27 protein-coding genes are annotated in these 23,865 nt (G+C 64.3%); 15 read left to right on the top strand and 12 right to left on the bottom strand.

The features are described 5' to 3' along the window. The 8 genes from cyoB (at position 1) to JG746_RS29320 (ending at position 7,903) form a co-directional block, all read left to right on the top strand. Complete coding sequence (gene cyoB, locus JG746_RS29355) at positions 1 to 2,004, top strand: cytochrome o ubiquinol oxidase subunit I (protein WP_202355906.1); 2,004 nt, start codon at positions 1 to 3, stop codon at positions 2,002 to 2,004. Between the two features lie 2 nt (positions 2,005 to 2,006). Beyond that, the gene (cyoC, locus tag JG746_RS29350) at positions 2,007 to 2,633 is read left to right on the top strand and encodes a cytochrome o ubiquinol oxidase subunit III (protein WP_446721118.1); all 627 of its coding nucleotides are present in this window, start codon (positions 2,007 to 2,009) and stop codon (positions 2,631 to 2,633) included. Further along, positions 2,630 to 3,007, top strand: coding sequence for a cytochrome o ubiquinol oxidase subunit IV (locus JG746_RS29345; protein ID WP_202355904.1), 378 nt, complete (start codon positions 2,630 to 2,632; stop codon positions 3,005 to 3,007). The genes cyoC and JG746_RS29345 overlap by 4 nt, the downstream gene beginning before the upstream one ends. Continuing rightward, entirely contained in the window at positions 3,004 to 3,822 is an 819-nt protein-coding gene (locus JG746_RS29340) for an SURF1 family protein (protein ID WP_202355903.1), read from the top strand. Before JG746_RS29345 ends, JG746_RS29340 begins: the two co-directional genes overlap by 4 nt. After that, a complete protein-coding gene (locus JG746_RS29335) occupies positions 3,819 to 5,168 on the top strand; it encodes an ATP-binding protein (RefSeq protein ID WP_202355902.1) in 1,350 nt (449 codons plus the stop codon). Before JG746_RS29340 ends, JG746_RS29335 begins: the two co-directional genes overlap by 4 nt. Beyond that, on the top strand, positions 5,158 to 5,694 hold the full coding sequence (locus JG746_RS29330) for a response regulator transcription factor (RefSeq protein ID WP_202355901.1): 537 nt from the start codon (positions 5,158 to 5,160) through the stop codon (positions 5,692 to 5,694). Before JG746_RS29335 ends, JG746_RS29330 begins: the two co-directional genes overlap by 11 nt. 229 nt (positions 5,695 to 5,923) lie before the next feature. Further along, positions 5,924 to 6,532, top strand: a complete 609-nt coding sequence (locus tag JG746_RS29325; RefSeq protein WP_202355900.1) for a cysteine hydrolase family protein — start codon at positions 5,924 to 5,926, stop codon at positions 6,530 to 6,532. A 108-nt stretch (positions 6,533 to 6,640) separates the two neighbouring features. Continuing rightward, the gene (locus JG746_RS29320; RefSeq protein WP_202359521.1) at positions 6,641 to 7,903 is read left to right on the top strand and encodes a DUF763 domain-containing protein; all 1,263 of its coding nucleotides are present in this window, start codon (positions 6,641 to 6,643) and stop codon (positions 7,901 to 7,903) included. Positions 7,904 to 7,922: 19 nt separating this feature from the next. Here the strand turns inward: JG746_RS29320 and JG746_RS29315 are convergent, their stop codons facing one another. Beyond that, positions 7,923 to 8,123, bottom strand: coding sequence for a KTSC domain-containing protein (locus JG746_RS29315; RefSeq protein ID WP_202355899.1), 201 nt, complete (start codon positions 8,121 to 8,123; stop codon positions 7,923 to 7,925). Between the two features lie 137 nt (positions 8,124 to 8,260). On the opposite strand from JG746_RS29315, the gene JG746_RS29310 reads away from it, so the two are divergent. Next, positions 8,261 to 8,875: an alpha-ketoglutarate-dependent dioxygenase AlkB gene (locus tag JG746_RS29310; protein WP_202355898.1), complete on the top strand. Its 615-nt coding sequence runs from the start codon at positions 8,261 to 8,263 to the stop codon at positions 8,873 to 8,875. A 21-nt stretch (positions 8,876 to 8,896) separates the two neighbouring features. Here JG746_RS29310 and JG746_RS29305 read toward each other — a convergent pair whose 3' ends face one another. Further along, positions 8,897 to 9,682: an SDR family NAD(P)-dependent oxidoreductase gene (locus JG746_RS29305; RefSeq protein WP_202355897.1), complete on the bottom strand. Its 786-nt coding sequence runs from the start codon at positions 9,680 to 9,682 to the stop codon at positions 8,897 to 8,899. Positions 9,683 to 9,783: 101 nt separating this feature from the next. Here JG746_RS29305 and uxuA point away from each other — a divergent pair, with 101 nt between their 5' ends. Beyond that, positions 9,784 to 10,968 (top strand): mannonate dehydratase, encoded by a 1,185-nt coding sequence (gene uxuA, locus JG746_RS29300; protein ID WP_202355896.1) that lies wholly within the window; start codon positions 9,784 to 9,786, stop codon positions 10,966 to 10,968. Positions 10,969 to 10,980: 12 nt separating this feature from the next. Here the strand turns inward: uxuA and JG746_RS29295 are convergent, their stop codons facing one another. Both JG746_RS29295 and JG746_RS29290 read right to left on the bottom strand, forming a co-directional pair. After that, positions 10,981 to 11,838, bottom strand: a complete 858-nt coding sequence (locus JG746_RS29295) for a sigma-70 family RNA polymerase sigma factor (RefSeq protein WP_202355895.1) — start codon at positions 11,836 to 11,838, stop codon at positions 10,981 to 10,983. Continuing rightward, positions 11,838 to 12,314: a carboxymuconolactone decarboxylase family protein gene (locus JG746_RS29290; RefSeq protein ID WP_202355894.1), complete on the bottom strand. Its 477-nt coding sequence runs from the start codon at positions 12,312 to 12,314 to the stop codon at positions 11,838 to 11,840. The genes JG746_RS29295 and JG746_RS29290 overlap by 1 nt, the downstream gene beginning before the upstream one ends. Before the next feature lie 283 nt (positions 12,315 to 12,597). Here JG746_RS29290 and JG746_RS29285 point away from each other — a divergent pair, with 283 nt between their 5' ends. After that, the gene (locus JG746_RS29285; RefSeq protein ID WP_202355893.1) at positions 12,598 to 14,037 is read left to right on the top strand and encodes an FAD-binding oxidoreductase; all 1,440 of its coding nucleotides are present in this window, start codon (positions 12,598 to 12,600) and stop codon (positions 14,035 to 14,037) included. Positions 14,038 to 14,160: 123 nt separating this feature from the next. On the opposite strand, the gene JG746_RS29280 is transcribed toward JG746_RS29285, so the two are convergent. The 4 genes from JG746_RS29280 to JG746_RS29265 are packed head-to-tail and all read right to left on the bottom strand — an operon-like array spanning position 14,161 to position 17,829. Next, the gene (locus tag JG746_RS29280; protein WP_202355892.1) at positions 14,161 to 14,928 is read right to left on the bottom strand and encodes an N-formylglutamate amidohydrolase; all 768 of its coding nucleotides are present in this window, start codon (positions 14,926 to 14,928) and stop codon (positions 14,161 to 14,163) included. Then, complete coding sequence (locus tag JG746_RS29275) at positions 14,928 to 16,250, bottom strand: glutamine synthetase family protein (RefSeq protein WP_202355891.1); 1,323 nt, start codon at positions 16,248 to 16,250, stop codon at positions 14,928 to 14,930. Before JG746_RS29275 ends, JG746_RS29280 begins: the two co-directional genes overlap by 1 nt. Then, a complete protein-coding gene (locus tag JG746_RS29270) occupies positions 16,247 to 16,894 on the bottom strand; it encodes a cysteine hydrolase family protein (protein WP_202355890.1) in 648 nt (215 codons plus the stop codon). Before JG746_RS29270 ends, JG746_RS29275 begins: the two co-directional genes overlap by 4 nt. Then, entirely contained in the window at positions 16,891 to 17,829 is a 939-nt protein-coding gene (locus JG746_RS29265) for a MurR/RpiR family transcriptional regulator (protein ID WP_202355889.1), read from the bottom strand. The genes JG746_RS29270 and JG746_RS29265 overlap by 4 nt, the downstream gene beginning before the upstream one ends. A 77-nt stretch (positions 17,830 to 17,906) precedes the next feature. Here JG746_RS29265 and JG746_RS29260 point away from each other — a divergent pair, with 77 nt between their 5' ends. Further along, the gene (locus JG746_RS29260) at positions 17,907 to 18,119 is read left to right on the top strand and encodes a hypothetical protein (RefSeq protein ID WP_202355888.1); all 213 of its coding nucleotides are present in this window, start codon (positions 17,907 to 17,909) and stop codon (positions 18,117 to 18,119) included. Here the strand turns inward: JG746_RS29260 and JG746_RS29255 are convergent. Then, on the bottom strand, positions 18,106 to 18,360 hold the full coding sequence (locus JG746_RS29255) for a hypothetical protein (protein ID WP_202355887.1): 255 nt from the start codon (positions 18,358 to 18,360) through the stop codon (positions 18,106 to 18,108). The genes JG746_RS29260 and JG746_RS29255 overlap by 14 nt on opposite strands. Positions 18,361 to 18,388: 28 nt before the next feature. Here JG746_RS29255 and JG746_RS29250 point away from each other — a divergent pair, with 28 nt between their 5' ends. Continuing rightward, positions 18,389 to 19,408 carry an isopenicillin N synthase family dioxygenase gene (locus JG746_RS29250; RefSeq protein ID WP_202355886.1) on the top strand — a complete coding sequence of 340 codons (1,020 nt, stop codon included), beginning with the start codon at positions 18,389 to 18,391 and terminating at the stop codon, positions 19,406 to 19,408. Between the two features lie 84 nt (positions 19,409 to 19,492). Here JG746_RS29250 and JG746_RS29245 read toward each other — a convergent pair whose 3' ends face one another. Beyond that, entirely contained in the window at positions 19,493 to 19,645 is a 153-nt protein-coding gene (locus JG746_RS29245) for a hypothetical protein (protein ID WP_202355885.1), read from the bottom strand. 62 nt (positions 19,646 to 19,707) lie between these two features. On the opposite strand from JG746_RS29245, the gene JG746_RS29240 reads away from it, so the two are divergent. Beyond that, positions 19,708 to 20,397 carry an SDR family NAD(P)-dependent oxidoreductase gene (locus JG746_RS29240; protein ID WP_202355884.1) on the top strand — a complete coding sequence of 230 codons (690 nt, stop codon included), beginning with the start codon at positions 19,708 to 19,710 and terminating at the stop codon, positions 20,395 to 20,397. Positions 20,398 to 20,809: 412 nt separating this feature from the next. Next, a complete protein-coding gene (locus JG746_RS29235; protein ID WP_032929020.1) occupies positions 20,810 to 21,061 on the top strand; it encodes a DUF768 domain-containing protein in 252 nt (83 codons plus the stop codon). 58 nt (positions 21,062 to 21,119) lie between these two features. Here JG746_RS29235 and JG746_RS29230 read toward each other — a convergent pair whose 3' ends face one another. Together JG746_RS29230 and xseA are read right to left on the bottom strand one after the other, a co-directional pair. After that, entirely contained in the window at positions 21,120 to 22,256 is a 1,137-nt protein-coding gene (locus tag JG746_RS29230; protein WP_202355883.1) for a DmpA family aminopeptidase, read from the bottom strand. A gap of 2 nt (positions 22,257 to 22,258) precedes the next feature. Next, positions 22,259 to 23,824 carry an exodeoxyribonuclease VII large subunit gene (gene xseA / locus JG746_RS29225; protein ID WP_202355882.1) on the bottom strand — a complete coding sequence of 522 codons (1,566 nt, stop codon included), beginning with the start codon at positions 23,822 to 23,824 and terminating at the stop codon, positions 22,259 to 22,261. Positions 23,825 to 23,865: the final 41 nt, after the last annotated feature.

The raw sequence follows: 23,865 nt of genomic DNA, 5'->3' as shown, positions 1-23,865 counted from the left end.
ATGCCCGATACGCTGACCAAATTCATCTTCGGCCGTCTCACCTTGGACTCGCTGCCGCTGCACGAACCGATCGTCGTCGCCACCTTCGTCGCGGTGGCTCTCGGCGGCATCGCCCTTCTCGCCGCCATCACCTATTTCAAGCTGTGGACCTATCTCTGGCGGGAGTGGTTCACCAGCGTCGACCACAAGAAGATCGGCATCATGTACATGGTGCTGGGCCTCGTCATGCTGCTGCGCGGGTTCTCCGACGCCATCATGATGCGCCTGCAGCAGGCCATTGCCTTCAACGGCTCGGAGGGCTATCTCAATTCGCATCACTACGACCAGATCTTCACCGCGCATGGTGTGATCATGATCTTCTTCGTGGCGATGCCCTTCGTCACCGGGCTGATGAACTTCGTCGTGCCGCTGCAGATCGGCGCGCGCGATGTGTCGTTCCCCTTCCTCAACAATTTCAGCTTCTGGATGACGGTCGGCGGCGCCATATTGGTCATGGCCTCGCTGTTCGTCGGCGAATTCGCCCGCACCGGCTGGCTCGCCTATCCGCCGCTCTCCGGCATCGGCTACAGTCCCGATGTCGGCGTCGATTATTACATATGGGCGCTGCAGGTGGCGGGCGTCGGCACGACGCTGTCGGGCATCAACCTGATCTGCACCATCATCAAGATGCGCGCGCCCGGCATGACGATGATGCGCATGCCGGTCTTCACCTGGACGTCGCTCTGCACCAACGTGCTGATCGTCGCTTCCTTCCCGGTGCTGACGGCGGTGCTCTCGCTCCTGGCGCTCGACCGCTATGTCGGCACCAACTTCTTCACCAACGACTTCGGCGGCAACCCGATGATGTATGTGAACCTCATCTGGATTTGGGGTCACCCGGAAGTCTACATCCTGATCCTGCCGCTGTTCGGCGTCTTCTCCGAGGTCACCTCGACCTTCTCCGGCAAGCGCCTGTTCGGCTACACCTCGATGGTCTACGCCACGGTGGTCATCACCATCCTGTCCTACCTCGTCTGGCTGCACCACTTCTTCACCATGGGCTCCGGCGCCAGCGTCAATTCCTTCTTCGGCATCACCACGATGATCATCTCGATCCCGACGGGAGCGAAGATATTCAACTGGCTGTTCACCATGTATCGCGGCCGCATCCGTTTCGAACTGCCGATGATGTGGACAATGGCCTTCATGCTGACCTTCACCGTCGGCGGCATGACCGGCGTGCTGCTCGCCGTGCCGCCGGCGGACTTCGTGCTGCACAACAGCCTGTTCCTGATCGCGCATTTCCACAACGTCATCATCGGCGGCGTGCTGTTCGGCCTGTTCGCCGGCATTGCCTATTGGTGGCCCAAGGCCTTCGGCTTCAAGCTCGATCCGTTCTGGGGCAAGGTGTCGTTCTGGTGCTGGGTGGTCGGCTTCTGGTTCGCCTTCATGCCGCTCTACATACTCGGCCTGATGGGCGTGACGCGCCGCATGCGCGTCTTCGACGACCCTTCGCTGCAGATATGGTTCGTCATCGCCGCCTTCGGCGCGGTGCTGATCGCTGCCGGCATCGCCGCCTTCCTGATCCAGATCTTCGTCTCCATCCGCAAGCGCGAGGCCTTGACCGATCCGACCGGCGATCCCTGGGACGGCCGCACGCTCGAATGGTCGACCTCTTCGCCGCCGCCCGCCTATAACTTCGCCTTCACGCCGGTCGTGCGCGACAACGATGCCTGGTGGGACATGAAGAAGGCCGGCTACGTCAGGCCGCTTTCCGGCTTCAAGCCGATCCATATGCCTGAAAACACCGGAACCGGCGTCATCCTGGCGGCCTTCAGCGTGGCGCTCGGTTTCGGCCTGATCTGGTACATCTGGTGGCTGGCCGCGCTGAGCTTCGTCTGCCTCATCGCCACCGCGATCGGTCACACCTTCAACTATATCAGAGACTTCCACATTCCGGCTGCCGAGGTCACGCAGACGGAGGAGGCTAGGACGACGCTCCTCGCCGCCCAGGCTAGGGTATGAGCATGGCTACGACAGCAATCACGGCCGGCCCTGAGCCGGTCTTCCACCTGGAGGAAGAGCACGTGCACGCTGAAGGCAGCAGCACCATGCTCGGCTTCTGGCTCTATCTGATGAGCGACTGCCTGATCTTCGCCATGCTGTTCGCGGCCTATGGCGTGCTCGGCGGCAATTACGCGGCTGGACCCGCGCCGAAGGACCTGTTCGATCTCGACCTGGTGGCGGTCAACACCACCATGCTGCTCCTCTCCTCGATCACCTATGGCTTTGCCATGCTGACCATGGACAAGGGCCGCGTCGCGGCGACGCAAGCCTGGCTTGCCGTAACCGGGCTGTTCGGCCTGGCCTTCCTGTCGATCGAACTCTACGAATTCACGCACATGATCCATGAAGGCGCCACGCCGCAGCGCAGCGCCTTTCTGTCGTCCTTCTTCACCCTGGTCGGCACGCACGGCCTGCATGTCACTTTCGGCATCGTCTGGCTGGTGACGCTGATGACGCAGGTCGCGCGGTTCGGCCTCACCGAGGCCAATCGCCGCCGGCTGATGTGCCTCTCGATGTTCTGGCATTTCCTCGACGTCGTCTGGATCGGCGTTTTCACCTTCGTCTATCTGATGGGGATGTTGCGATGAGCACTCATGATCACGCCGAAGGTCACGGCCACGCCCATGGCGGCGCGGCGCACGGATCGTTAAAGGGCTATCTGACCGGCTTCGTCCTGTCGGTGATCCTGACCGCCATCCCGTTCTGGCTGGTGATGAGCGGCGCCATCGACAACAAGCAGGTCACGGCCATCGTCATCATGGCCTTCGCGGTGGTGCAGATCGTCGTCCACATGGTCTTCTTCCTGCACATGAACACCGCCTCGGAGGGCGGATGGTCGATGCTGGCGCTGATCTTCACGCTGATCCTGGTCGTCATCGTGCTGACCGGCTCGCTCTGGGTGATGTACCACCTCAACGCCAACATGATGCCGGGACTGCACGACATGCGCGAGATGCCATGAGCCCGGCGCCGGGCGCGGGGAGGGCTACTGTCGAAGCCCGGATCGGGCAGGCCGGCATTGATCTGTCCGCCGCGCCAGGAAAGGACGCCGACAGGTCGCCCGCGTCACGGCTTTTCCTTGTATTGCTCGGCCTCCTCGGCGTGCTGGTGTTTGTCGGGCTCGGCATCTGGCAGCTGGAAAGGCGGGTCTGGAAGCTCGACCTGATCGCCCGCGTCGAGCAGCGCGTTCATGCTCCCGTTGTCGATGCGCCCGGCCCAGTGGACTGGAGCGGCATGACCGCAGCCAGTAATGAATACCGCCATGTGCGACTGGCTGGGCAATTTCTGAGCGGCAAGAACACTCTGGTGCAGGCGGTGACGGAGCTTGGCGGCGGCTATTGGGTGCTGACGCCGATGCGAACCGATCGCGGCTTCATCGCGCTGGTCAATCGCGGCTTCATTCCCCAGGAGCGCAAGCCCGAGTTCGAACAGGAGAGCGGCGGCTTCGGTTCGTCGACCGTCATTGACGGGCTGTTGCGCATGAGCGAGCCGGGTGGCGGCTTCCTGCGCAACAACGATGCGGCGGGCAACCGCTGGTATTCGCGCGACGTCGCCGCCATCGCCTCCACGCGCGGCCTGACGGACGTCGCCCCGTATTTCGTCGATGCGGAGGCATCCGGCGTTGACGGCTGGCCGCGCGGTGGCCTGACCGTCGTGACGTTCCGCAACAGCCACCTCGTCTATGCTTTGACCTGGTTCACGCTCGCTGCGATGCTTGCCGCGGCCCTGGCCGCGCCGATGATCGGCCGCCGCGGGCGGCGAGGACCGGCACGATGAGCGCCCCGACGCAAACGCTTCGCAACGACAAATCCTTCGCCGTATCCCTTGCGGGTAACGGCGGCACGGCCTCGGATCCCGACGCGGCGAACAGGAAGAACCTGCTCCTGCTCATCCAGCTGCGTTGGCTGGCGGTGGCGGGCCAGGTGCTCACCATCCTGGTGACAGAATACTGGTTCGATATCCCGCTGCCGCTGGCGGAGATGGCCGGCGTGGTGCTTTTCCTGGTCGGGCTGAACATCTTCAGCCTGCTCGCTTCGCGCGGCCAGCGCTCGATCAGCAATGCGCAGCTGTTCGTCGCGCTCATCTTCGACATGGCCGCGCTGACCACCCAGCTTTACCTGAGCGGCGGCGCGTCGAACCCGTTCGTGTCGCTCTATCTCCTGCAGATCACGCTTGGCGCGGCGCTTTTGACACCGTGGTTCACCTGGAGCCTGGTGGCCGCCGCTTCGGCCTGCTTCGTCTTCCTCACCTTCCAGTTCCAGCCGATCGCCATTCCGCATCATGGCGGCAGCGACCTTTTGGCCCTGCATATCAGGGGCATGTTCATCTGCTTCGTGCTGGCGGCCGGCCTGATTGTCATTTTCATGACGCGCATCAACCGAAATCTGCGCGAGCGTGACGCCTATCTCGCCGATCTGCGCCAGCACTCGGCAGAGGAGGACCACATCGTGCGGATGGGCCTGCTGGCGTCGGGCGCGGCACATGAACTGGGAACGCCGCTGTCGACCATCTCGGTCATCCTGTCCGACTGGCGCCAGATGCGCAGCGTCACCCGTAATCGCGAACTGGCCGGGGACGTGGCCGAAATGCAGGCGCAGATCGAACGCTGCAAAAGCATCGTGTCGGGCATCCTGATGTCATCGGGCCAGGCGCGGGGCGAGGGCACTATCCGCACCAGCATCCGCCATTTCCTCGACGATCTGGTCCAGGAGTGGCGTGTCAGCCGCCAGCCGCTCAATCTCGAGTACGAGAACGATTTCGAACCCGACGAGCAGATCGTCTCCGACACGGCGCTTAAGCAGGTCATCTTCAACGTCTTCGACAATGCGCTGGAGGCATCGCAGACTTGGGTCGGCGTCACGGCCGAGCGGCAGGACGACAAACTGGTGATTTCCGTGCGCGACCGCGGGGCGGGTTTTGACGAAGGTATTCTGGCTGCGCTCGGCCAGCCCTATATGTCGAGCAAGGGACGGCCTGGCGGCGGCCTAGGCCTTTTCCTTGTCGTCAACGTGGTTCGAAAGCTGGGAGGCGACTTTTCGGCGCGCAACATGGAGCAGGGCGCCTGTGTTACGCTCTCGCTGCCGCTCGCGGCGCTGACCGCTGGAGATGATCATGAAGCCTGATCGATCCCTGTTTATCGTCGAGGACGACGCCACCTTCGCCAAGACGCTGAAGCGCTCCTTTGAAAAGCGCGACTACGACGTCGTGGTCTGCCACGGCAGGGAAGAATTGCTCGGCGCCCTCGAAACGACTGTTCCGGCCTACGCGGTCGTTGATCTCAAGCTTGGCGCCGGCGGCTCGGGGCTGGAATGCGTGAAGCTGCTCAGCGCCCGCGATGCTTCGATGAGGATCGTCGTGCTGACCGGCTTCGCAAGCATCGCCACGGCGGTCGAAGCGATCAAGCTTGGCGCCTGTCACTATTTGGCCAAGCCCGCCAACACCGATGACATCGAAATCGCCTTCGGCCGGACCGAGGGCGATGTTTCGGTTTCGGTCAGCAACCGGCCCACCTCGATCAAGAATCTCGAATGGGAGCGTATCCACGAGACGCTCGTCGAGACCGGTTTCAACATCTCCGAAACCGCGCGCCGGCTTGGCCTGCATCGGCGCACCCTGGCCCGCAAGCTCGAAAAACGCGTGGTGAGATAGCCAGGGTTCGGCGCGCAAAGCCGCAATGTCGGCGGGGGGATCCACCATCGCTCCTTGGCATCATGACGCGGCAGGTCTGTTCCGCAGCCAACCCTCGGCGGCAGCCCTGAAAAATGCAACCCACGGCCTCTCCGATGGTACTCCCTTCACCGCAGCGGAGCGTCGGCCGGTTGCGTCAGTCACCGCGGCCCAATCAGGAACGAGTCCCGGCTTGTGACGTTCCCGTGTCATGTCGGTGCCTGGCTTGGCATATGGGCCGTTGGGTCACGGGTGCATGCATGTCTGCGTGGATATGCAGCGGCTGTTTGCCGAACCGTCACCGTGGGCGACACCCTGGATCACGCGTGTCCTCCCTCGGATTGAGAGGCTGGTCGAAGCGCGGGCAAAACAGACGGTCTTCACGCGTTTCGTGCCCGCGCAGAAACCGGGGCGGGGTGTTGGCACATGGAAGCGCTACTATGAGCGCTGGGCCTCGATGGCGATCGACAATATCGGCCCGGAAATGGTCGAGCTGCTGCCGTCATTGGCCGCCTGCTGTCCCCCGGCGGCGGTCATCGACAAGCATATTTATTCGCCCTGGTTTGAAGGCCGTCTTCGAGCCTTCCTGATGGAACACGAGATCGATACGCTGGTCGTCACCGGAGGTGAAACCGACGTGTGCGTCCTGGCAACGGTGCTTGGCGCCATCGATTTTGGCTATCGTGTCGTTCTGGTCACGGACGCGCTGTGCAGTTCTTCCGATGCGACTCATGACGCGCTGCTCACCGTCTATCACCAACGTTTCGCGCAGCAGGTCGAAACGGTCGAGATGGAGACGGTTCTTTCGAACTGGACTTGATGTCACCAGGCGCTGAGGAGGCAAAGGCATCAGGTGCTTCTTCGCGCGAGCTGGGATACCTATCTGTCGAGACAAGACAGACACCAGACACCGGAACAGGCAACCGAATTGGCGCAACGATCGGGCAGTGCTGATCTTCCACTTCACGGCGGGCGCGTGCCGAAATGGCTGGGCGACCGCATGACGCGCCTTGGCGCGGTCATGTGCGAGGCGATCATCCATCATTATGGCCGCAACGAATTGCTGCGGCGGCTGGCGCATCCGTTCTGGTTCCAGTCGTTTGGCGCCGTCATGGGCATGGACTGGCACTCGTCGGGTATCACGACCAGCGTCGTCGGCGCCTTGAAGCGCGGTCTGGCGCCATTGTCGGGCGAGCTCGGCATTCATGTCTGCGGCGGCCGTGGCGCTCATTCGCGCAAGACCCCGCATGAGCTTGCCGCTATCGGCGAGCGCATCGGCTTCGACGGAACGCGCCTGGCAACCGTCAGCCGGCTTGTCGCCAAGGTAGACAGCGCCGCCGTTCAGGATGGCTTCGACCTCTATCTGCATGGCTTCATCGTCACCAATGACGGCGACTGGGTGGTGGTGCAGCAAGGCATGAACGGCGACAGCAAGGTGGCGCGCCGCTACCATTGGCTGTCCGAAGGTCTGAAGAGTTTCGTCGATCAGCCGCACGCCGCCATCGAGGGCGCCAATCAGGGCGAGATCGTCAACCTGACCGACCGCCGCGCCGAGGCCTCGCGCCAGGGACAGCTGGACCTGCTTCAGGACCTTGGCCCGGACCGCATCCTGCGCGAATTCGCTGCCCTGGATGCCGGCACGGCAACGGCTCCGGAGCAACCGCTGCTGCCGCATCTGGTGATGCCGGCCCACCATGATGTCCGCGAAAGCGATGTCGTCATGCGCCGCCTGCATGGCAACATGGCGGCGGCCGCCGAACGCGGTCCGGCGGATTTCTCCGAGCTTCTGCTCGTTCCCGGCGTTGGCGCGCGCACGGTGCGCGCATTGGCCCTCGTTGCCGAAGTGGTGCACGGCGCGCCGTGCCGTTTTTCCGATCCGGGCCGGTTCTCACTCGCCCATGGTGGCAAGGACAGGCACCCTTTCCCCGTTCCGCTCAAGGTCTATGACGAGACGATCGGCGTGCTGAAGTCCGCGGTGCAGAAAGCCAGGCTCGGCCGCGAAGAGGAAATCGGCGCGTTGAAGCGGCTCGACGATCAGTCGCGGCAGGTCGAGCGATATGTCACCGGACCCAGCCTGAAGGAAATCGTCGCCGGAGAATTCGACCAGTCGCACCTGCTTGGCGGCCGCAGTGTCTTTGGCTGGGAACCGGCGTCGGACCAGGCGCCGGCGGAGCTGGGCAAGAAGGCGTGAAAGGCCGCCGACCTCCGCGTCATGCCACGCGGCGGTAGCTGTAGTGATCGCGGATGAATGCATTGAAGAAGCGGCCTTTCGAGGCAGCCTTCCTGAAAGCGGCATAGGTTGCCGGGGAAACGTCCGCATAGTCATAGTGATGGCCGCTCGGCACGAACCAGACGGAAAGGGTTCTGGTCGCGGGATCGTATTGGGTGTTTCGGATCGCTGTCGATGGCATGTTGGCAACCTGACTGCTCAGCCAGATAAATCCGCCAGAAATGGTCCGGTTCCCTGCCTTAGCGACCGCACGATCTGCCGCGCAAGCAAGCGCGGCTCGATATTGCCTTACCGTTCAGCCTTCACCATCTAGGCGGAATGTCGCACCTCAAACCGAAAACAACCGGCAGCACCTTAGCATTCCAGCATGATCTGTTTGGTGATCCCAAGGATTTGCCCGAAGGTTTTGCCTATCAGCCCGGATTGATCACCCCGCAGGAAGAGACCGAGCTCGCCCGGCAGCTTGAGGGACTGCCGTTCCAGGCGTTCGACTTCCATGGCCATCTGGCGAACCGGCGCGTCGTCGGGTTCGGTCTGCGCTATGATTATGACCGTCGCGAAGTCGTCGAAGCGGCGCCGATCCCCGACTTCCTGCTGCCCGTGCGCGAGAAGGTCGCGGCCTTTGCGCGCCGGTCTGTCGAGGCCTTCGCGCAGGTGCTGATCAATGAATTTCAGCCGGGCGCCGGTATCGGCTGGCATCGCGACAAGCCTCATTTCGAAGACGTCGCCGGCGTTTCGCTGCTTGCGCCCTGCAGCTTCCGCCTGCGGCGAAAGAGCGGCGACAAATGGGAGCGCCGGACCGTCGTCGTCGAGCCACGATCAGCCTATCTCATGGCCGGGCCTTCGCGCACGGAGTGGGAGCACAGCATCCCGCCGCTCGCCGAGCATCGCTACTCGATCACCTTGCGGACGCTGCGCTCTCAAAATCCCTGAGGCAGGCCGATCGCCGAGGCTCTACTTCACGCCGATGCCGGCGGTCAGTCCGCCGTCGATCTTGTAGTCGGCGCCGGTGCAGAAGCCGGCCTTGGACGAGCACAGGAAAGCGATGAGCTCGGCCACTTCCTCCGGCTCGCCGATGCGGCCGAGCGGATGGGCCGCGCCGAAGCGCCTGTAGGCCTCCTCGACATCGGCATCGCTGCCACTGTCGCCGCGCGCGGCCTTCTCCAGGATCGGCGTGCGGATCGAGCCCGGGCTGACCGAATTCACCCTTATGCCTGATGCCGCATAGTCGAGCGCCAGCGAGCGTGTCAGCGTATGGATCGCACCCTTGGTCGTGGCATAGGCGGCGACGTTCTGCTGGCAGGCGAAGCCCTGCACCGAAGCGACGTTGACGATGGCGCCGCCGCCGCGCTTGATCATTTCCGGGATGCCGAAATGCGCGGTCAGGTAGATCGATCCGACATTGACCGTCATCGCCCGGTTCCAGGTTTCCCAGTCGGTCGTCGTCGCGGTTCCGTAGGGATGCACCGCGGCGGAATTGACGATGACGTCGATGCCGCCGAATTTCGCGACGCCGGCCGCGACCGCGTCGCGAACCTGATCGGAAACGGACACGTCTACCGTTTGCACCAATGCATCCGCTCCGGCCTTGGCAAGGCTTTCCTGCATGGCAGCATTGGCGGCCCAATCGATGCCGCAGGCGATGATCGCCGCACCACCCTGCGCCAGCCGCCTTGCGGTGGCGAGCGCGATGCCGGTCGTCCCCGTCACCAATGCCACCTTGCCGTCGAAATCCTTCATCGCGGAAGCTCCTTCATGCGCCATAAAAACGTGGTTCTGAGTTTGACACTCATTGGTGTCAAACAATAGGTTGCCGGTCTCTCGCAAAAAGGAAAGCGGTAATGGAACAGTGCTGGCGCTGGTATGGTCCCGATGATCCGGTGACGCTCGATCATGTCAAGCAGGCCGGCGCCACCGGCGTGGTCTCGGCGCTTCACCACATCTACGATGGCAGGGCCTGGCCCGAGGCCGATGTGCTCGAGCGCAAGCGCGTCATCGAGGCCGCCGGCCTGACATGGTCGGTGGTCGAAAGCATCCCGGTCCACAATTCCTTCAAGATCGGCGCGCCCGAACGCGAGCGCTACGCCGGCTACTATCGCGACAGCATCCGCGCGCTCGCCAAGGCCGGGATCAAGACGATCTGCTACAATTTCATGCCGGTGGTGGACTGGACCCGCACCGACCTCATGTATCGCCTGCCGACAACCGGCTATGCCTTGCGTTTCGACGCCATCGATTTTGCCGCCTATGACCTTTTCGTGCTGCAGCGCAAGGATGGCGCGGCCAGCTATACGCCGGCGCGGATCGCCGAGGCCGAGCAGCGACTGAAAGTGTTGACGCCAGAGCAGGTCGACCAGATCGAGCGCAACCTCATCGCCGGCCTGCCGGCGACAGAGCGCAAGTATGACCGCGACAGTTTCCGCGAGGCTTTGGCGGACTATGACGGGATCGGGCCGAAGGAGTTGCGCGACAACCTCGCCTGGTTCCTGCGCGAGATCATTCCAGTTGCCGAAGAGGAAGGGGTGCGCATGTGCATCCATCCGGATGACCCGCCCTTTTCGCTCTATGGCCTGCCGCGCGTCGTGTCGACCGCGCAGGATGCCCGCTTCATCCTCGACGCCGTCGACAGCCCAGCCAATGGGCTGACCTTCTGCACCGGCTCCTACGGCACGCGCGCCGACAACGACATCGTCGCCATGGTCAAGGAATTCGCCGACCGCATCCATTTCGTCCATCTGCGCAACATCACCATCGAGGAGGACGGCTCGTTCTACGAAGCCGAGCATCTCGAGGGCGGCACCGACATGGCGCATGTCATCCTCGCTCTGATGCAGGAGGAGACGCGCCGCCGCAAGGAGGGCCGCGCCGACTGGCGCATCCCGATGCGGCCGGACCATGGCCACCTGCTCGCCGACGACATCGGCAAGAAGAAGATCAACCCCGGCTACTCGTTGATAGGCCGCCTGAAAGGCCTCGCCGAACTGCGTGGCATCATGCGCGCCGTGGAGCAGTTCGGGTTGGCTTGACGAGCCTGTCCCTCAGTGGAGATGCTTGAGCTTGTCGGGATTGCGCACGACATAGATGGCCACGATCTTGCCGTCCTCGATGTCGAGCGCGGTGGTCTGGAGTTCGCCATCGGCTTCCAGGGTGACGAACCCCGGCAAGCCGTTGATGAAGCCGAAGCGGACAAGCTTCGAGCCATGCGTGCGCAACCAGGCCGCCACACGTTCGTATTGCGTCATGACGGCATCGAAGCCGAGGGCCGGCTGCGTGGCCGCCGGACGCTTGCCGCCACCGTCGGCATGGGCGACGACGTCGGCGCTCAACATCGCGCCAAGCGCCCTCATGTTGCCGCTGCGCGAGGCCGTGAAGAAAGCCTCGGCGAGCTCCAGACCGCGTTGCCGTTCCACCGTGAAGCGGGGCCGCGCCTCGCGGACATGGCCGCGCGCCCGGGCAGCGAGCTGGCGGCAGGCCGCCGGGTCGCGCTCGATGGCGGCCGCGACCTCGTCAAATCCCAGTCCGAACACATCGTGCAGCAGAAAGGCCGCCCGCTCGAGCGGAGACAGGCGCTCCAGCACCAGCATCAGCGGCAAGGTGACGTCTTCCACCTCGTCCTCTTCCACCACGGGATCGGGAAGCCAGGGGCCGACATAGGTCTCGCGTTTGTGCCGTGCGGATTTGAGCTGGTCGAGGCACAGACGCGTCACCGTGCGGCGCAGGAATGCTTCGGGTTCGCGCACCGAGGCGCGGTCGGCCTTCATCCAGCGGATGAAGGCCTCCTGCACGGCATCCTCGGCGTCCGACACTGAGCCCAGCATGCGGTAGGCGACGCGCATGAGCTTGGGACGCAGCGGGGCGAAGCCTGCTGCGTCGTCGTCGGTCGCCGTACTCGTCATCAGGCTGCGGCCACCCGGGCGGCCTTCACGGCAGCTGGGTCGGCATACAGGCCGAAACCGACGGCAATGCGGTTCCAGGCGTTGATGATGTTGATCGTCAAAGTGAGCTTGATCTGCTCTTCCTCCGTGAAGGGTGCCTTCAGCTCTTCATAGGCGCTTGCATGGCTGCTACCTTCCGAGAGCCGGGTCAAGGCCTCCGTCCAGGCCAGTGCGGCGCGTTCACGGTCGCTGTAGCAAGGGGCCTCGCGCCAGGCCGGTAGCAGATAGATGCGCTGCTCGGTTTCACCATTCTCGCGCGCCTCGGTGGCGTGGAGATTGATGCAGTTGGCGCAGCCATTGATCTGCGAGGCGCGCAGTTTCACCAGTTCGGTCAGGCTGTGCTCGAGGCTGGCGGCGGCGGAGAGCTCGATCGAGGAACGCTGCCAGTTCTTCATCAGGGAAGGGGCGGCGGCGAAGAGGTCGATTTTTGCGGTCATGATGGGCTTCCTTCTGTTGGTGCCGACCACATGACGAGACAACATCTGCCAGTGTGACATGCACGCCAGGATTTTTGTCCGCCATGCGCCGTTCCCTCAGCGGCTCCAGCACGCTTTGCGGCGTCGACCAGTCACCTTCGACCGTTCGCCACTGTCGATGCACGCCAAGCGGCGGCCACCCATCCGCTTCAAAGCGTCGTTACTTGCGCGATATCTAATATAAGAGCAGAATTGAAGGCGTTTGAAGGAGAACGGCTCATAAGCAACAAATTGGGAGGAAACCATGAATACCATGAGCCTCACCACGCTTGAAGGCGGCAAGGCGACAGTCGACGCCACAACCATAGAAGCGCTTTCGGCACAATTACGCGGCACTCTGCTTCAGCAGGGGGATGCTGCCTACAACGAAGTCCGTGCCATCTGGAATGCCACGGTCGACCGGCAGCCGGGGCTGATCGTGTGTTGCGTCGGCGCCTCCGACGTCATCCGTGCCGTGAATTTCGCCAGGGAAAACAGGCTTCTCGTCTCCGTGCGCGGCGGCGGCCATAACATTGCCGGCAGTGCCGTCTGCGATGGCGGCCTGATGATCGATCTATCGCCGATGAAGTCGGTGCGGGTCGATCCCGCCGCAAGGCGGGCATGGGTCGGCCCCGGCGCCACGCTCGCCGATGTCGACCGGGAAACGCAGGCCTTTGGGTTGGCGGTGCCGACCGGTATCAATTCGACCACCGGCATATCAGGCCTGACCCTGGGCGGCGGCTTTGGCTGGATCACCCGGAAATTCGGCCTGACTATCGACAATCTTGTCTCCGCCGATGTGGTCACCGCCGACGGTAAGTTGCTGCGCGCCAGCCAGACGGAAAATCCGGACCTGTTCTGGGCGCTGCGTGGCGGCGGCGGCAATTTCGGCATTGTCACGGCATTCGAGTTTCAGCTCCATCAGGTGGGTCCGCAGGTTCTGTCGGGGCTTGTCGTCCATCCTTTCGCCGATGCCGAGAAGGTGCTGGAGGCGTATCGCAACGCGCTCGAAACGGCGCCCGACGAACTGACCTGCTGGGTGGTCATGCGGCAAGCGCCGCCGCTGCCCTTCTTGCCGGCCGAGTGGCACGGCAAGGATGTCCTGGTGCTGGCCATGTGCTATTGCGGCGATCTCCAGGCAGGTGAAAAGGCGACGAAGAAGCTTCGCGCCATCGGCTCGCCGATTGTCGATGTCGTCGGCCCCAACCCGTTCACCGGCTGGCAGCAGGCATTCGACCCATTGCTTACCCCCGGCGCCCGCAACTACTGGAAGAGTCATGACTTCACCAAGCTTCCCGACAGGGCAGTTGAGATACTCACCGAAGCGATACGTGAGCTGCCCGGCCCCGAATGCGAGATATTCATCGGCCATGTCGGTGGTGCGGCGGGCCGTGTGGCGCAGGACGCGACGGCGTTTCCGCAACGCAGCTCGCACTTCGTCATGAATGTCCATGCCCGCTGGCGCGAACCGTCAATGGACAGGGCCTGCATCGGTTGGGCGCGCAGCCTCTATGAGGCGGCCAAGCCCTATGCTGCCGGCACGGCCTATGTGAACTTCATGCCTGAGGACGAGGTCGACCGGGTCGAAGCGGCCTATGGCGGCAATTACCAGCGGCTCCTGGAGATCAAGCAGCGCTATGACCCGCTGAACCTGTTCCGCATGAACCAGAATTTGCGGCCTAAGCAAAGTCAGCGCGCGGCCTGAGCCGCCCGGGTGGCAGTGAAAAGCCCGCGCCTCCGCCAGGGGCGCGGGCTTTCGCGCGGCCATGGGGCAGTGCTCTTTCACGGCTCAGTTCAAATGGGCTGCCACAGCGTCAGGCGCCTGTGCTCACGAAACTGCCTCCGTCTCACGCGCGGGCAGTGCCGCCGCCAGCCGGTCGGCCCACTCCTCGATACCGGCCTGGTTCGCCAGCAGGTCCTGCCGGACCTCAATGAGGACGGCGGGGATGCCGCGATCGTCGCCATGGACAGGCACGGCGTAATCGGCGTCGCGGCTGATCACATAGGGCACGTTGGCCGCGACGTTGAGTGCCGCGTCGGTGCGCAGGCCCGAAAGGATCGCTTCGGCGAGATCGGCGGCACGGTCATGCAGCACGCCCGCGTGCCATGGCCTGGCGACACCGAGGAACACCGGCGTGAAGGAGTGGATCGTCACGATCCGCGTCGGCCGCCTCTCGGTCACGCGATGATCGAGATGCGCCGCCACGCGGTCATGGAACGGCGAAAACATGATTTTGGCGCGCCGGTCCCGCTCCGCAGCATCAACACCGACATTGCCGGGAATGTCGGTGTCTTCCGACAGCACGGGAATGCTGCCGGGGGTGCCCAGCGGCCTGTTCAGGTCGATCAGCAGCCGCGAATAGCCGCTGAGGAACGCCGGTGCATCGAGCCGTGCCGACAACAGCCGTGTCACCGCCGCGGCGCCGATATCCCAGGCGATGTGGCGCTGCAGATGGCTGGCGTCGAGGCCGAGCTGGCGATATTCCGCCGGCATGTGGTTGGAGGCATGCTCGCACAAAAGGACGATGTCGCTGCGGCCGCGCTCGTTGAGAACCTCGACGGCATCGGGCCAATCTTTTTCAGTCAGCACGGTCATCAATAAAGCGTCCGGTAGAGGTCGCAGATGGCGGCCGGATCGAGGCCGGCCAGCCGCTCGACCTCATGCCGCTTCAGACCCACGAAGGTCTCGATGAAGACTGGCGCGAACCATCCCGTCACGGTCTTGTCGGAAAGAAGCGCGTCCAGCGCCGCCGGCAAGGTTTCCGGCAGCCGCACCAGGCCGAGCTCCGCCCGTTCCGCCTCGCTCATCAGCGTCGGGTCGCCGGTGACCAGCGGCGGTGACGACAGGTCCGCCTTCAACCCTTCCAGTCCCGCGCGGATGATCGCCGCCAGCGACAGGTAAGGATTGCCGGTGGCGTCGGCGGCCCGGTATTCGACATTGTACTGCCGTGCCGGATCGCGTCCGCCGATCGTTACTGTCGGACAGATGCGCAGCGACGCTTCGCGATCGCGGTCGGCGAGCCAGGTGTAGGACGAACTCCAGCTGTGCGGCTTCAGCCGGTAGAAGGACGACACGCTCGACGCCGTCATGGCGGTGATCGCTGGCAGATGACGCAGCACGCCGGCACAGAAGGCGCCGGCCCTGGTGGAGAGACCACCAGGTTGCGCCGCATCGTAGGTCACCGGCTTGCCGGCCTCGTCGACGAAGCTGAAATGGATGTGCACGCCGTTGCCGACGGCATTGGGCGCGGTCTTGGGCGCGAAGCTCGCCCGCCAGCCGGCATTGCGCGCCACTTCGCGGGTGATTTCGCGGATGGCGACGGCGCGGTCGGCCGCCGTCAGCGCATCGGCCGGCTCATGCGTCACTTCGAACTGCTCGTCGCCGAACTCGGCGATGACCACTTCGGGGCCGACACCAGCTTCCTCCAGCGCCGCCATCAGATTGGGGGCGAAGGGATCGGTGCGGCGCAGCGCGGCGAAGGACATGGAATGCGCCGGCGCGAAACTGCCATCGGCGATGTGGAACTCATGTTCGAAGGCGGCGATGACGGAGAGGCCGGTCGCGGCCTTTAGCTCAGCCAGCGCATCCCTGAGCATGGTCCGCGTGCAGCCGAGCCAGGGGCTGCCGTCGAGCTCGACAATGTCGCCGGCGACCATATCGAACGGCGTCGCCGATCCAGTCCGCTCGGTGCGAAAGCGCGCCTTGAGATCGGGGATCAGCCGCAGATCGCCCGACGAGCCCCAGGGATTGGGCACGACGATGGAATTGAACGGCGTCATCGACAGATTGGCCTGCAGCCAGCCGACACCGGTCGTGGCGGTCTTCTGCAGTCTGCTTTCGACAACGAAGCGGCCCCGCGTGATGGCGCAGAGATCTGTTGTGACGACGGCAACGAGGGGCTCGACGGTCGATGTCATGCCGTTTTTCCCAGCGCGTTGAAACGGTCGACGACGGTGTCGGTATCAGTGACCCAGCAATAGCCGCCGAAGGCTTTCAGAGCGATGTCGTGGCGCTCCTGGGTGATGGTGGCGCAGGCGTCCGACACGCAGGTGACGAGATAGCCGCGATCGGCGCCGTCGCGCACGGTCATGTCGACGCACTGGTCGGTGAGCACGCCGACCACGACGAGGTAGCGGATGCCGAGGTTCTTCAGGAGGTAGTCGACATTGGTCGAGTTGAAGACGCCGGACGAGGTCTTCGGCAGCATGATCTCGTCGCCGACCGGCGCCAGCGATGCCACCGGCAAACCTTCGGGAAGGCTCGGCGCGATATGGATCGGCGTCAGCTTGTGGTCGAGCGAGCGGTCACGGCCGTCCTCGGTCAGGCTCTGGATGATGGTATGCAGCACTTCGACGCCATTGGCCCGCGCCGCCGCCAGCAGCCGCTCCTGGTTCGGGATCGTCTGTGAGGATGTCTGCCGGTAGAAATAATGGTCGGGGCCGCGCTCCGGATGCGAGGGGTCGGCGCCCGGCTCCAGCCAGATGCGCTGCATGTCGACCAGCAGCAGCGCCGTCTCGCCGGCACGGAAGGCTTCGTCTCGCTTCGGTAAGGCTTGGGTCATGCTTGGTCGTCCTGCTTTGCTAATTTGGGTCCGGGTGTCTTGCGTGGTCCAGCTGCCTGGGGCGCGCCGTTCGCTTGCGGATCGCTGTCGAGCGTCACCGCATTGGCGTGCCGCACCTTCTCGATCCGCTCGATGCGCGCCCGGGCATCGTCGCCCAGCGTCGAGACGATGTGGGCGGTCAGCGCTTCCATCTGCGCGATCGCCGGCGCCAGCGTGTCGTACGGCGACGCGACTTCCAGCGGGCTGACGATGGTGACTTCGGCGAGATCCGATACTGGCGACAGCCATTGGTCGGTGAAAAGCAGGATGCGCACGTCGAGCGCCGCCGCCTGGCTTGCATAGGCCATCACGTCGAGTTGGTAGCGGCGATAGTCGAAGACGACGAGAACGTCGCGGCGGCTAAGGTCGGCCAGGGTGTCGAATACCTGGGGGGAGAGCACGCCGAGGTCGCGGACCCCGGTGCGGAACTGCACGAGATACCCGGCCAGCATGCCGGCGATGTGGCGGCTGAACCGGCCGCCGACCAGCACGATCTCGCCCTTGGCCTCCATCAGCAGGCGGGCGGCCCGCTCGTAGGTCCGCGCCGGCGTCGCGGTAGCGGCTTTCTGCAGCGCGGCGGTGACGGAATCGAGATAGGCAAGCACGGCGCTGTCGCTGGAGCCGCTTTGGCGCTTCGCCTCCATCATCAACAGCGGCGAGTGCAACCTGGCCTCGACCTCGGCCAGCAGCTTTGCCTGGAAATCCGGAAAGCCTTCATAGCCAAGCTTGACGACCAGCCGGACCACGGTCGGATCGCTGACGCCGGCGCGCCGGGCAAGCGAAGAGGCCGTGCCGAGGCCGGAGGTCGGATAGTCCGTCAGGAGCAACCGGACGATCTTCTCTTCCGACGGCGTCAGCGCCAGATCCCCGCGCATCAGAACATCGCGTATCGCCATTGGCCTCCCCGAAACAGGTGTTGGGCTCTCCGCCTCTTGTGTAGAGTCTATTACAGTGATTTTAAATAAGGTCAACAATGAAGAGATATCGACATTGTGCGATCGGCGCGCTGCCGGCCCACAAAGCGCTGCTCGGCATCGACAAGCTCCGCTTTTACGACAGCGGTCGCGCCGCCGCCAGGAAAGACCCCCGCAACCTCGCCTGTCTCGGTTTCGACGTGACCGCCTCCGCCACCGCCCAGGAGGCCGCCGAGGGCGCCGACACCATCACCGCCGTCATATGCTGTTGAGGGCGGCCCAGCCGGGCTGCGGGCGATTGGGCGCGTCCAGCGCCGGTCCGATCGCGATCATCATCCACTTGCCCCCGTGAATGGAAAAATTGTTCGTCGCGGCCGCGCCGAAGGACCGATCGTTCCTTTCCCGGCAATCCGAAGTCGCGGAGACTTGCGCGCATGGATCGCGGCCATGGTCGCTGAAATGTGCCTGCATGTTCAATTGGCCGGGTTTTTCGGACGGAATTTCAAGCAACATCCGAAAAACACTGGGAAAGGAGCTTGATATGCCAAGAATTGTGCCCGTGCTCGATCTGAGCCGCCTTGAACAAGGCGCGTCTGAACGCCGGACATTTCTGGCGGATCTTCGTTCCGCTTCGCGCGACATCGGCTTCTTCTATCTCGCCGGACATGGCATCTCATGGGCGGAGATCAGCGAGGTGCTCACCGCATCGCGTCGGTTCTTTGCCTTGCCTGAGGCCGACAAGCTGGCGATCGAAATGGTCAAGTCCTCGCAGTTTCGCGGCTATACGCGTGCCGGCGGCGAACTGACCAAGGGCAAGGAGGACTGGCGCGAACAGCTCGATATCGGCGTCGAGCGCCAGGCAATCGCGCAAGGGCCGGGAATTCCCGCCTGGACGCGGCTGCAGGGCCCGAACCAGTGGCCCGCGGCGCTGCCGGATCTCAAACCGGCGCTGCTTGCCTGGCAGAGCAAGGTGACGGCCGTGGCGATACGGCTGCTGAAAGCCTTCGCGCAGTCGCTCGATCAGCCCGAGGATGCCTTCGACCCCATCTACAGCAGCGAGCCCAACCATCGCATGAAGATCGTGCGCTACCCCGGCCTTGACGCGGCCGGCGGCGATCAGGGTGTCGGCGCGCACAAGGATGGCGGCTTCCTGACGCTGCTGCTCCAGGATGACAATAGGGGGCTGCAGGTCGACTATGACGGCAGTTGGGTGGACGTGGACCCCATTCCCGGCACGCTCGTCGTCAACATCGGCGAATTGCTCGAACTGGCCTCCAACGGCTATCTGCGCGCGACCGTGCATCGCGTCGTGACGCCGCCCGCCGGCGTCGAGCGTATTTCCGTGCCGTTCTTCTTCAGCGCCAGGCTCGACGCGACGATACCGCTGCTTGGCCTTTCCGAGGAACTGGCGGCGCAGGCGCGCGGGCCGGCCAGCGATCCGGACAATCCGCTGTTTCGCGATGTCGGAACCAATGTGCTGAAAAGCCGACTGCGCTCGCATCCCGACGTCGCCCGGCGCCATTATGCGGATCTGCTCGAGCCGGAGAGCCGCATTGGCTGAGCCCTTGCGGCAAGAAAGGACAGGATTTTTGCAGTTCTGGCCGATTTTTAGAAAACAGTTCGTCGTATCTGCCCACGAATCGGTTCAAAAGAGAAAAATCCGTTCGGTGTTTTCCTCCCATTTCGCCGAGCGGTGTTCCCCTCTGAAGGTTATGACCTTCTTTTTGGCCGGGCCGGTTTCGCGCCCGGCCTTTTTCTTGGCGTCTAGCGCGTTGCCGTCGCCGCGCCGATCCGGCAAGTTTCAACACTGCTCATTCGCCGGCCATCGGCTGCGGTCCCGTGGAGACAAGGAGAGGTTTCATGACATCCAAAGTCGCAATCATTGCCGGTGCGGGCTCCGGCTTGAGCGCCTCGCTGGCGCGCCTTCTCGCGAAGGAAGGGTTCCGCGTCGTACTGGCCGCCCGCAACGTCGAGAAACTCGCTGCCTTGCAGGCTGAGACCGGTGCGCAGGCCGTGGCGACTGATGTCTCCGATCCCGCATCGGTGGAGCGTCTGTTCGATGTCGCCGACAGAGCCGGTCCGCTCTCGCTGGTGGTCTTCAACGCCAGCGGACGCGCCCGCGGACCGATAGCCGAGCTCGATCCCGAAGCGGTCCGACAGGCTTTGCTGGTTGGGGCTTATGGCGGATTCCTGGTCGGCCAGCAGGCCGCCCGCCGGCTGGTGGCTCTGGGTTCGGGTTCGATTCTCTTCACCGGAGCTTCGGCCAGCGTGAAGGGGTTCGCCGGCTCCGCCGGTTTTGCGATGCCGAAATTCGGCTTGCGCGGGCTGGCGCAGTCCATGGCCCGTGAGTTGGCGCCGAAGAACGTCCACGTCGCGCATTTCATCATCGACGGCGCCATTGCCTCGGGCGCGTCCGGACAAGAGGCCGGGCCGCAGGATCACCGGCTGTCTCCGGACGCGATCGCCGAGGCCTATCTCTCCATTCATCGCCAGCACCGCAGCGCCTGGACCTGGGAAATGGAGCTCAGGCCCTGGGTCGAGACCTTCTGATGGTGCTGGAGAGGTGCGACGTTCCGCATCCCTGCGCAAGATCGGCGGGAGTCGACATTGCGTGGGGATATCACTATATAGCGGCGGCTTCGACCGGCGCGCCCCAGTGCAGCCCTCCGGAGCGACTGTAAAAATGTGTTACGCATTGCGCCATCATTTGTGACGAAAAAACGGCTGGAAAACCGGAAAAGCAAATAGAAACAGTGGCGCGAGGCTGGGTTGATCCAGCTCACGGAAGCAACCCTCCAGAATCAGAAATGTGCTTGAACCCTCGATTTCCTTCGGCTCTGTGGACCCTGCACGGCATTGACTTGCCGGCTGGCCGCGACTCGGCTGGAATGGCAGGATGCATCCTTTGCGGGATGCCGACGTTTATGATTACCAACCGGCTTTGCCGCCAGGGAACAGCAGTATGAGTGAACACGCGATCGAGTTCTTGCGGGGATGGATCGGCGAAAAGGTCCATTGCCAGTCCCAGGCCAGGATCGACAAGCAGGCCGAGACCTTGGCCCGGGAATGCGCCGCCAAGGCTGCGGAAGTCGGTATTCCCTTGGAGGATATCCAGGAAGAAGTCGGCGACATCCAGGAACTCATTGCCTCCCGGCTCGAGGAGGCCGCCGAGGCCGACGAGCACCAGCAGGCGGCCAGCAAGGCCGCGGAATAGATTTTACCGGAACGTCTGTTTGTCTGAATGCGCGGGCTTCTTGGCCCGCGTTTTCGTCTCAGCCGAACTTTTCGTTCAGCCCAAACTTTTCTTTCAGCCAAACCTTCGGCAGCGCCGGCACGAAGTTGCCGTCGCGCCCGGTCATGTCGTCATTGGCGACCAGGGCGTTGAGGATCGATTCCTCCACCGCCTGGATCACGGCGTCGAAGAACGGATCGATGTCGGTATCGGGAATGAAATCGGCCTTGGCGATCCGGCCCGACGGCGCCAGTGCGGCGGCAGGATTGGCGGTCGAGAAGGCGAGAAAGATGTCGCCCGAGCTGTGATAACCGAAGCCGCCGGTCATGGCGACGCCGAGCGGCACGCGGCGAGCCAGCCGCTTCATCTGGTGCGGCAGGAATGGCGTGTCGGTGGCGACAACGGCGATGATGGAACCCTTTTCGGCGCGCGGCGTCCCCTCGCGGATCGCCGGCTCCGCGAGTTCGGACCCGGCACGCAGGCCACGCAGGGTAAAATTGCGCCGTTTGCCGAAATTCGACTGCACGAAGGCGCCGACCGTGTAGGAATGTCCCTGCCACGCGACCATGCGCGACGCCGTGCCCGAACCGGCCTTGAAGCCGAAGGTGATCATGCCGGTGCCGCCGCCGACGCTGCCTTCCTCGATCGGGCCGCCGGCCGCGCTGTCCAGCGCTTCAGCAACATGCTCCGATGTCAGATGGTGACCGTTTATGTCGTTGAGAAACCCGTCATAGGTTTCCGCCGCCACCGGCAGGCCCCAGGCGCTGTCGACCGCGGCCGGCAGCACCTGGTTCATCCAGCGCAGCGTGCCATCGCGTGAAACGCCGCAGGAATGCGTGTTGGTGATGGTGATCGGGAAGTTGAAAGCGCCGGTTTCCTCGATGATGTGCGAGCCGGTCAGCTCACCATTGCCGTTCTGGCTGAAAATGCCGGCGAAGACCGGCGTAGCCAGGTCGGCTAGCGGTCTTGGCAGGATCGCGGTGACACCGGTGCGCATCGGTCCCTTGCCGACGACCAGCGCGCCATCGCCTGAAATCAGCGTCGCATAGCCGACCGCGACGCCCGGCACGTCGGTGATCGCGTTGAACGGCCCGGGCGTTCCGTCGAAGCCGATGCCGAAGCTGCGCGCGCGAGGCTTGCCCGATGGCGTGGCCAGATGGTTCGGATTGTCGGTCATGGTCAGAACAGCGACCCCTGATTGCCGGGTTCCTTCGCCTTGGCCGCCGGCCTGGCAGCCGGCTTCGGCCTTGCCGCACCGCTGGTTGCCACCGCATCCGCCGTGCCGTCGGCGAACTCCAGCGAAAGCGCCATCCCCGATGCCACGTCGGCCGCCTGCTTGATGACGGCGCCGTCGGCATCCTTCACCAGCGCGAAGCCGCGCGCGAGCACGGCCTTGTGCGACAGCGTGGTCAAGAGCCGTTCGGCCTGGCTCAACTGGCCGCGCAGGCGCTCGAGCCGCAGCGAGATGACCCGATCCTGCCGCCTGGCGAGGGCCGCCAGAGCATCCCCTTGCAGTTTCTGCCGGCGTGCGATCGGCGCGGGCGACAGCCGCGTCGCGGTGCGCGCGAAGCGTGCGCGCCGTTCGCGCACAATGGCAAAGAACGCCGCCTGCGCGCGGGCAAGGTCACGCCCGGTCAGCGTGCGGGCCTCGTTGATGCGCCGCGACAGCGTCGCCGGCGTCAGCCTTTGGCCCTGGAGGCGCGCCCGCTTGCGATCGACGCTCACGGACAGGCCGCGGCCGAGCCTGGATGTCGCCTCGTCGAGGCGCCGGCGCGGTAGTGCCAGCAATTGATCGGGCGAGGGCAGTGCGCGCGCCGCCGCACGCGCGGCCTGCCGCTTGCGTTCGAAATTGCGCAGCACAGCGGCCTTGAGCCGCGCGCCGAGGCTGGCCAGCGTCGCTTCGAGGTCGGCCTTCACCGGCACGGCGATTTCGGCCGCGCCCGTCGGTGTCGGCGCCCGCACATCCGCGACGAGGTCGATCAATGTCCAGTCGGTTTCGTGACCGACAGCCGAAATCACCGGAATGCCGGAGGCCGCGACGGCGCGGGCCAGCGCTTCGTCGTTGAAGCCCCAGAGGTCCTCGAGGCTGCCGCCGCCGCGCGCGACGATCAAGAGATCGGGGCGCTGGATGGCGCCATCCCAGGCCAGCGCGTTGAAGCCGTTGACGGCATAGGTCACTTCCACGCCTGACGTCTCGCCCTGCACACGCACCGGCCAGACCAGCACATGCAGCGGAAAGCGGTCCTTGATACGGTGGATGATGTCGCGGATGACGGACCCGGTCGGCGAGGTGACGACGCCGATGACGCGCGGCATAAAGGGCAGCCGGCGCTTGCGGCCGGCGTCGAAAAGCCCTTCCGCCTGCAGCCGGCGCTTGCGCTCTTCCAGCAGCGCCATCAGCGCGCCGGCGCCGGCCGGCTCCAGATTGTCGATGACGATCTGGTAGTTGGACTTGCCGGGGTAGGTGGTGAGCTTGCCGGTGGCGATCACCTCCATCCCTTCCTCGGGGCGGAATTTCAGCCGGCTCATCGTGCCCTTCCACACCACGGCGTCGAGCCGGGCGCGGTCGTCCTTCAGCGCGAAATAGGCATGGCCGGAGGAATGCGGGCCGCGATAGCCGGAGATTTCGCCGCGCACCCGCACATTGCCGAAGACGTCCTCGACCGTGCGCTTCAGTGCGCCGGAGATCTCGCTCACCGTGTATTCGGTGGCGTTGGTGCGTGATTCGGATGCTGCTTCGCTCATCGGTCGATTGGGGGCCGGTTGGCGCCGCACGTCAAGGCGCC

It is taken from the genome of Mesorhizobium sp. 113-3-3 (assembly GCF_016756495.1).
GTDB lineage: Bacteria > Pseudomonadota > Alphaproteobacteria > Rhizobiales > Rhizobiaceae > Mesorhizobium.
Note: the sequence above shows the minus strand (reverse complement) of the source record. Positions and strands in the feature narration are given on the sequence as shown.

Bases quoted from the DNA above. Each gene is read 5' to 3' on its own strand.
- cyoB (WP_202355906.1), top strand. From the start codon at position 1: ATGCCCGATACGCTGACCAAATTCATCTTCGGCCGTCTCACCTTGGAC.
- cyoC (WP_446721118.1), top strand. From the start codon at position 2,007: ATGGCTACGACAGCAATCACGGCCGGCCCTGAGCCGGTCTTCCACCTG.
- JG746_RS29345 (WP_202355904.1), top strand. From the start codon at position 2,630: ATGAGCACTCATGATCACGCCGAAGGTCACGGCCACGCCCATGGCGGC.
- JG746_RS29340 (WP_202355903.1), top strand. From the start codon at position 3,004: ATGAGCCCGGCGCCGGGCGCGGGGAGGGCTACTGTCGAAGCCCGGATC.
- JG746_RS29335 (WP_202355902.1), top strand. From the start codon at position 3,819: ATGAGCGCCCCGACGCAAACGCTTCGCAACGACAAATCCTTCGCCGTA.
- JG746_RS29330 (WP_202355901.1), top strand. From the start codon at position 5,158: ATGAAGCCTGATCGATCCCTGTTTATCGTCGAGGACGACGCCACCTTC.
- JG746_RS29325 (WP_202355900.1), top strand. From the start codon at position 5,924: ATGTCGGTGCCTGGCTTGGCATATGGGCCGTTGGGTCACGGGTGCATG.
- JG746_RS29315 (WP_202355899.1), bottom strand. From the start codon at position 8,123: ATGCCATCGACAGCGATCCGAAACACCCAATACGATCCCGCGACCAGA.
- JG746_RS29310 (WP_202355898.1), top strand. From the start codon at position 8,261: ATGTCGCACCTCAAACCGAAAACAACCGGCAGCACCTTAGCATTCCAG.
- JG746_RS29305 (WP_202355897.1), bottom strand. From the start codon at position 9,682: ATGAAGGATTTCGACGGCAAGGTGGCATTGGTGACGGGGACGACCGGC.
- uxuA (WP_202355896.1), top strand. From the start codon at position 9,784: ATGGAACAGTGCTGGCGCTGGTATGGTCCCGATGATCCGGTGACGCTC.
- JG746_RS29295 (WP_202355895.1), bottom strand. From the start codon at position 11,838: ATGACGAGTACGGCGACCGACGACGACGCAGCAGGCTTCGCCCCGCTG.
- JG746_RS29290 (WP_202355894.1), bottom strand. From the start codon at position 12,314: ATGACCGCAAAAATCGACCTCTTCGCCGCCGCCCCTTCCCTGATGAAG.
- JG746_RS29285 (WP_202355893.1), top strand. From the start codon at position 12,598: ATGAATACCATGAGCCTCACCACGCTTGAAGGCGGCAAGGCGACAGTC.
- JG746_RS29280 (WP_202355892.1), bottom strand. From the start codon at position 14,928: ATGACCGTGCTGACTGAAAAAGATTGGCCCGATGCCGTCGAGGTTCTC.
- JG746_RS29275 (WP_202355891.1), bottom strand. From the start codon at position 16,250: ATGACATCGACCGTCGAGCCCCTCGTTGCCGTCGTCACAACAGATCTC.
- JG746_RS29270 (WP_202355890.1), bottom strand. From the start codon at position 16,894: ATGACCCAAGCCTTACCGAAGCGAGACGAAGCCTTCCGTGCCGGCGAG.
- JG746_RS29265 (WP_202355889.1), bottom strand. From the start codon at position 17,829: ATGGCGATACGCGATGTTCTGATGCGCGGGGATCTGGCGCTGACGCCG.
- JG746_RS29260 (WP_202355888.1), top strand. From the start codon at position 17,907: ATGAAGAGATATCGACATTGTGCGATCGGCGCGCTGCCGGCCCACAAA.
- JG746_RS29255 (WP_202355887.1), bottom strand. From the start codon at position 18,360: ATGTTGCTTGAAATTCCGTCCGAAAAACCCGGCCAATTGAACATGCAG.
- JG746_RS29250 (WP_202355886.1), top strand. From the start codon at position 18,389: ATGCCAAGAATTGTGCCCGTGCTCGATCTGAGCCGCCTTGAACAAGGC.
- JG746_RS29240 (WP_202355884.1), top strand. From the start codon at position 19,708: ATGACATCCAAAGTCGCAATCATTGCCGGTGCGGGCTCCGGCTTGAGC.
- JG746_RS29235 (WP_032929020.1), top strand. From the start codon at position 20,810: ATGAGTGAACACGCGATCGAGTTCTTGCGGGGATGGATCGGCGAAAAG.
- JG746_RS29230 (WP_202355883.1), bottom strand. From the start codon at position 22,256: ATGACCGACAATCCGAACCATCTGGCCACGCCATCGGGCAAGCCTCGC.
- xseA (WP_202355882.1), bottom strand. From the start codon at position 23,824: ATGAGCGAAGCAGCATCCGAATCACGCACCAACGCCACCGAATACACG.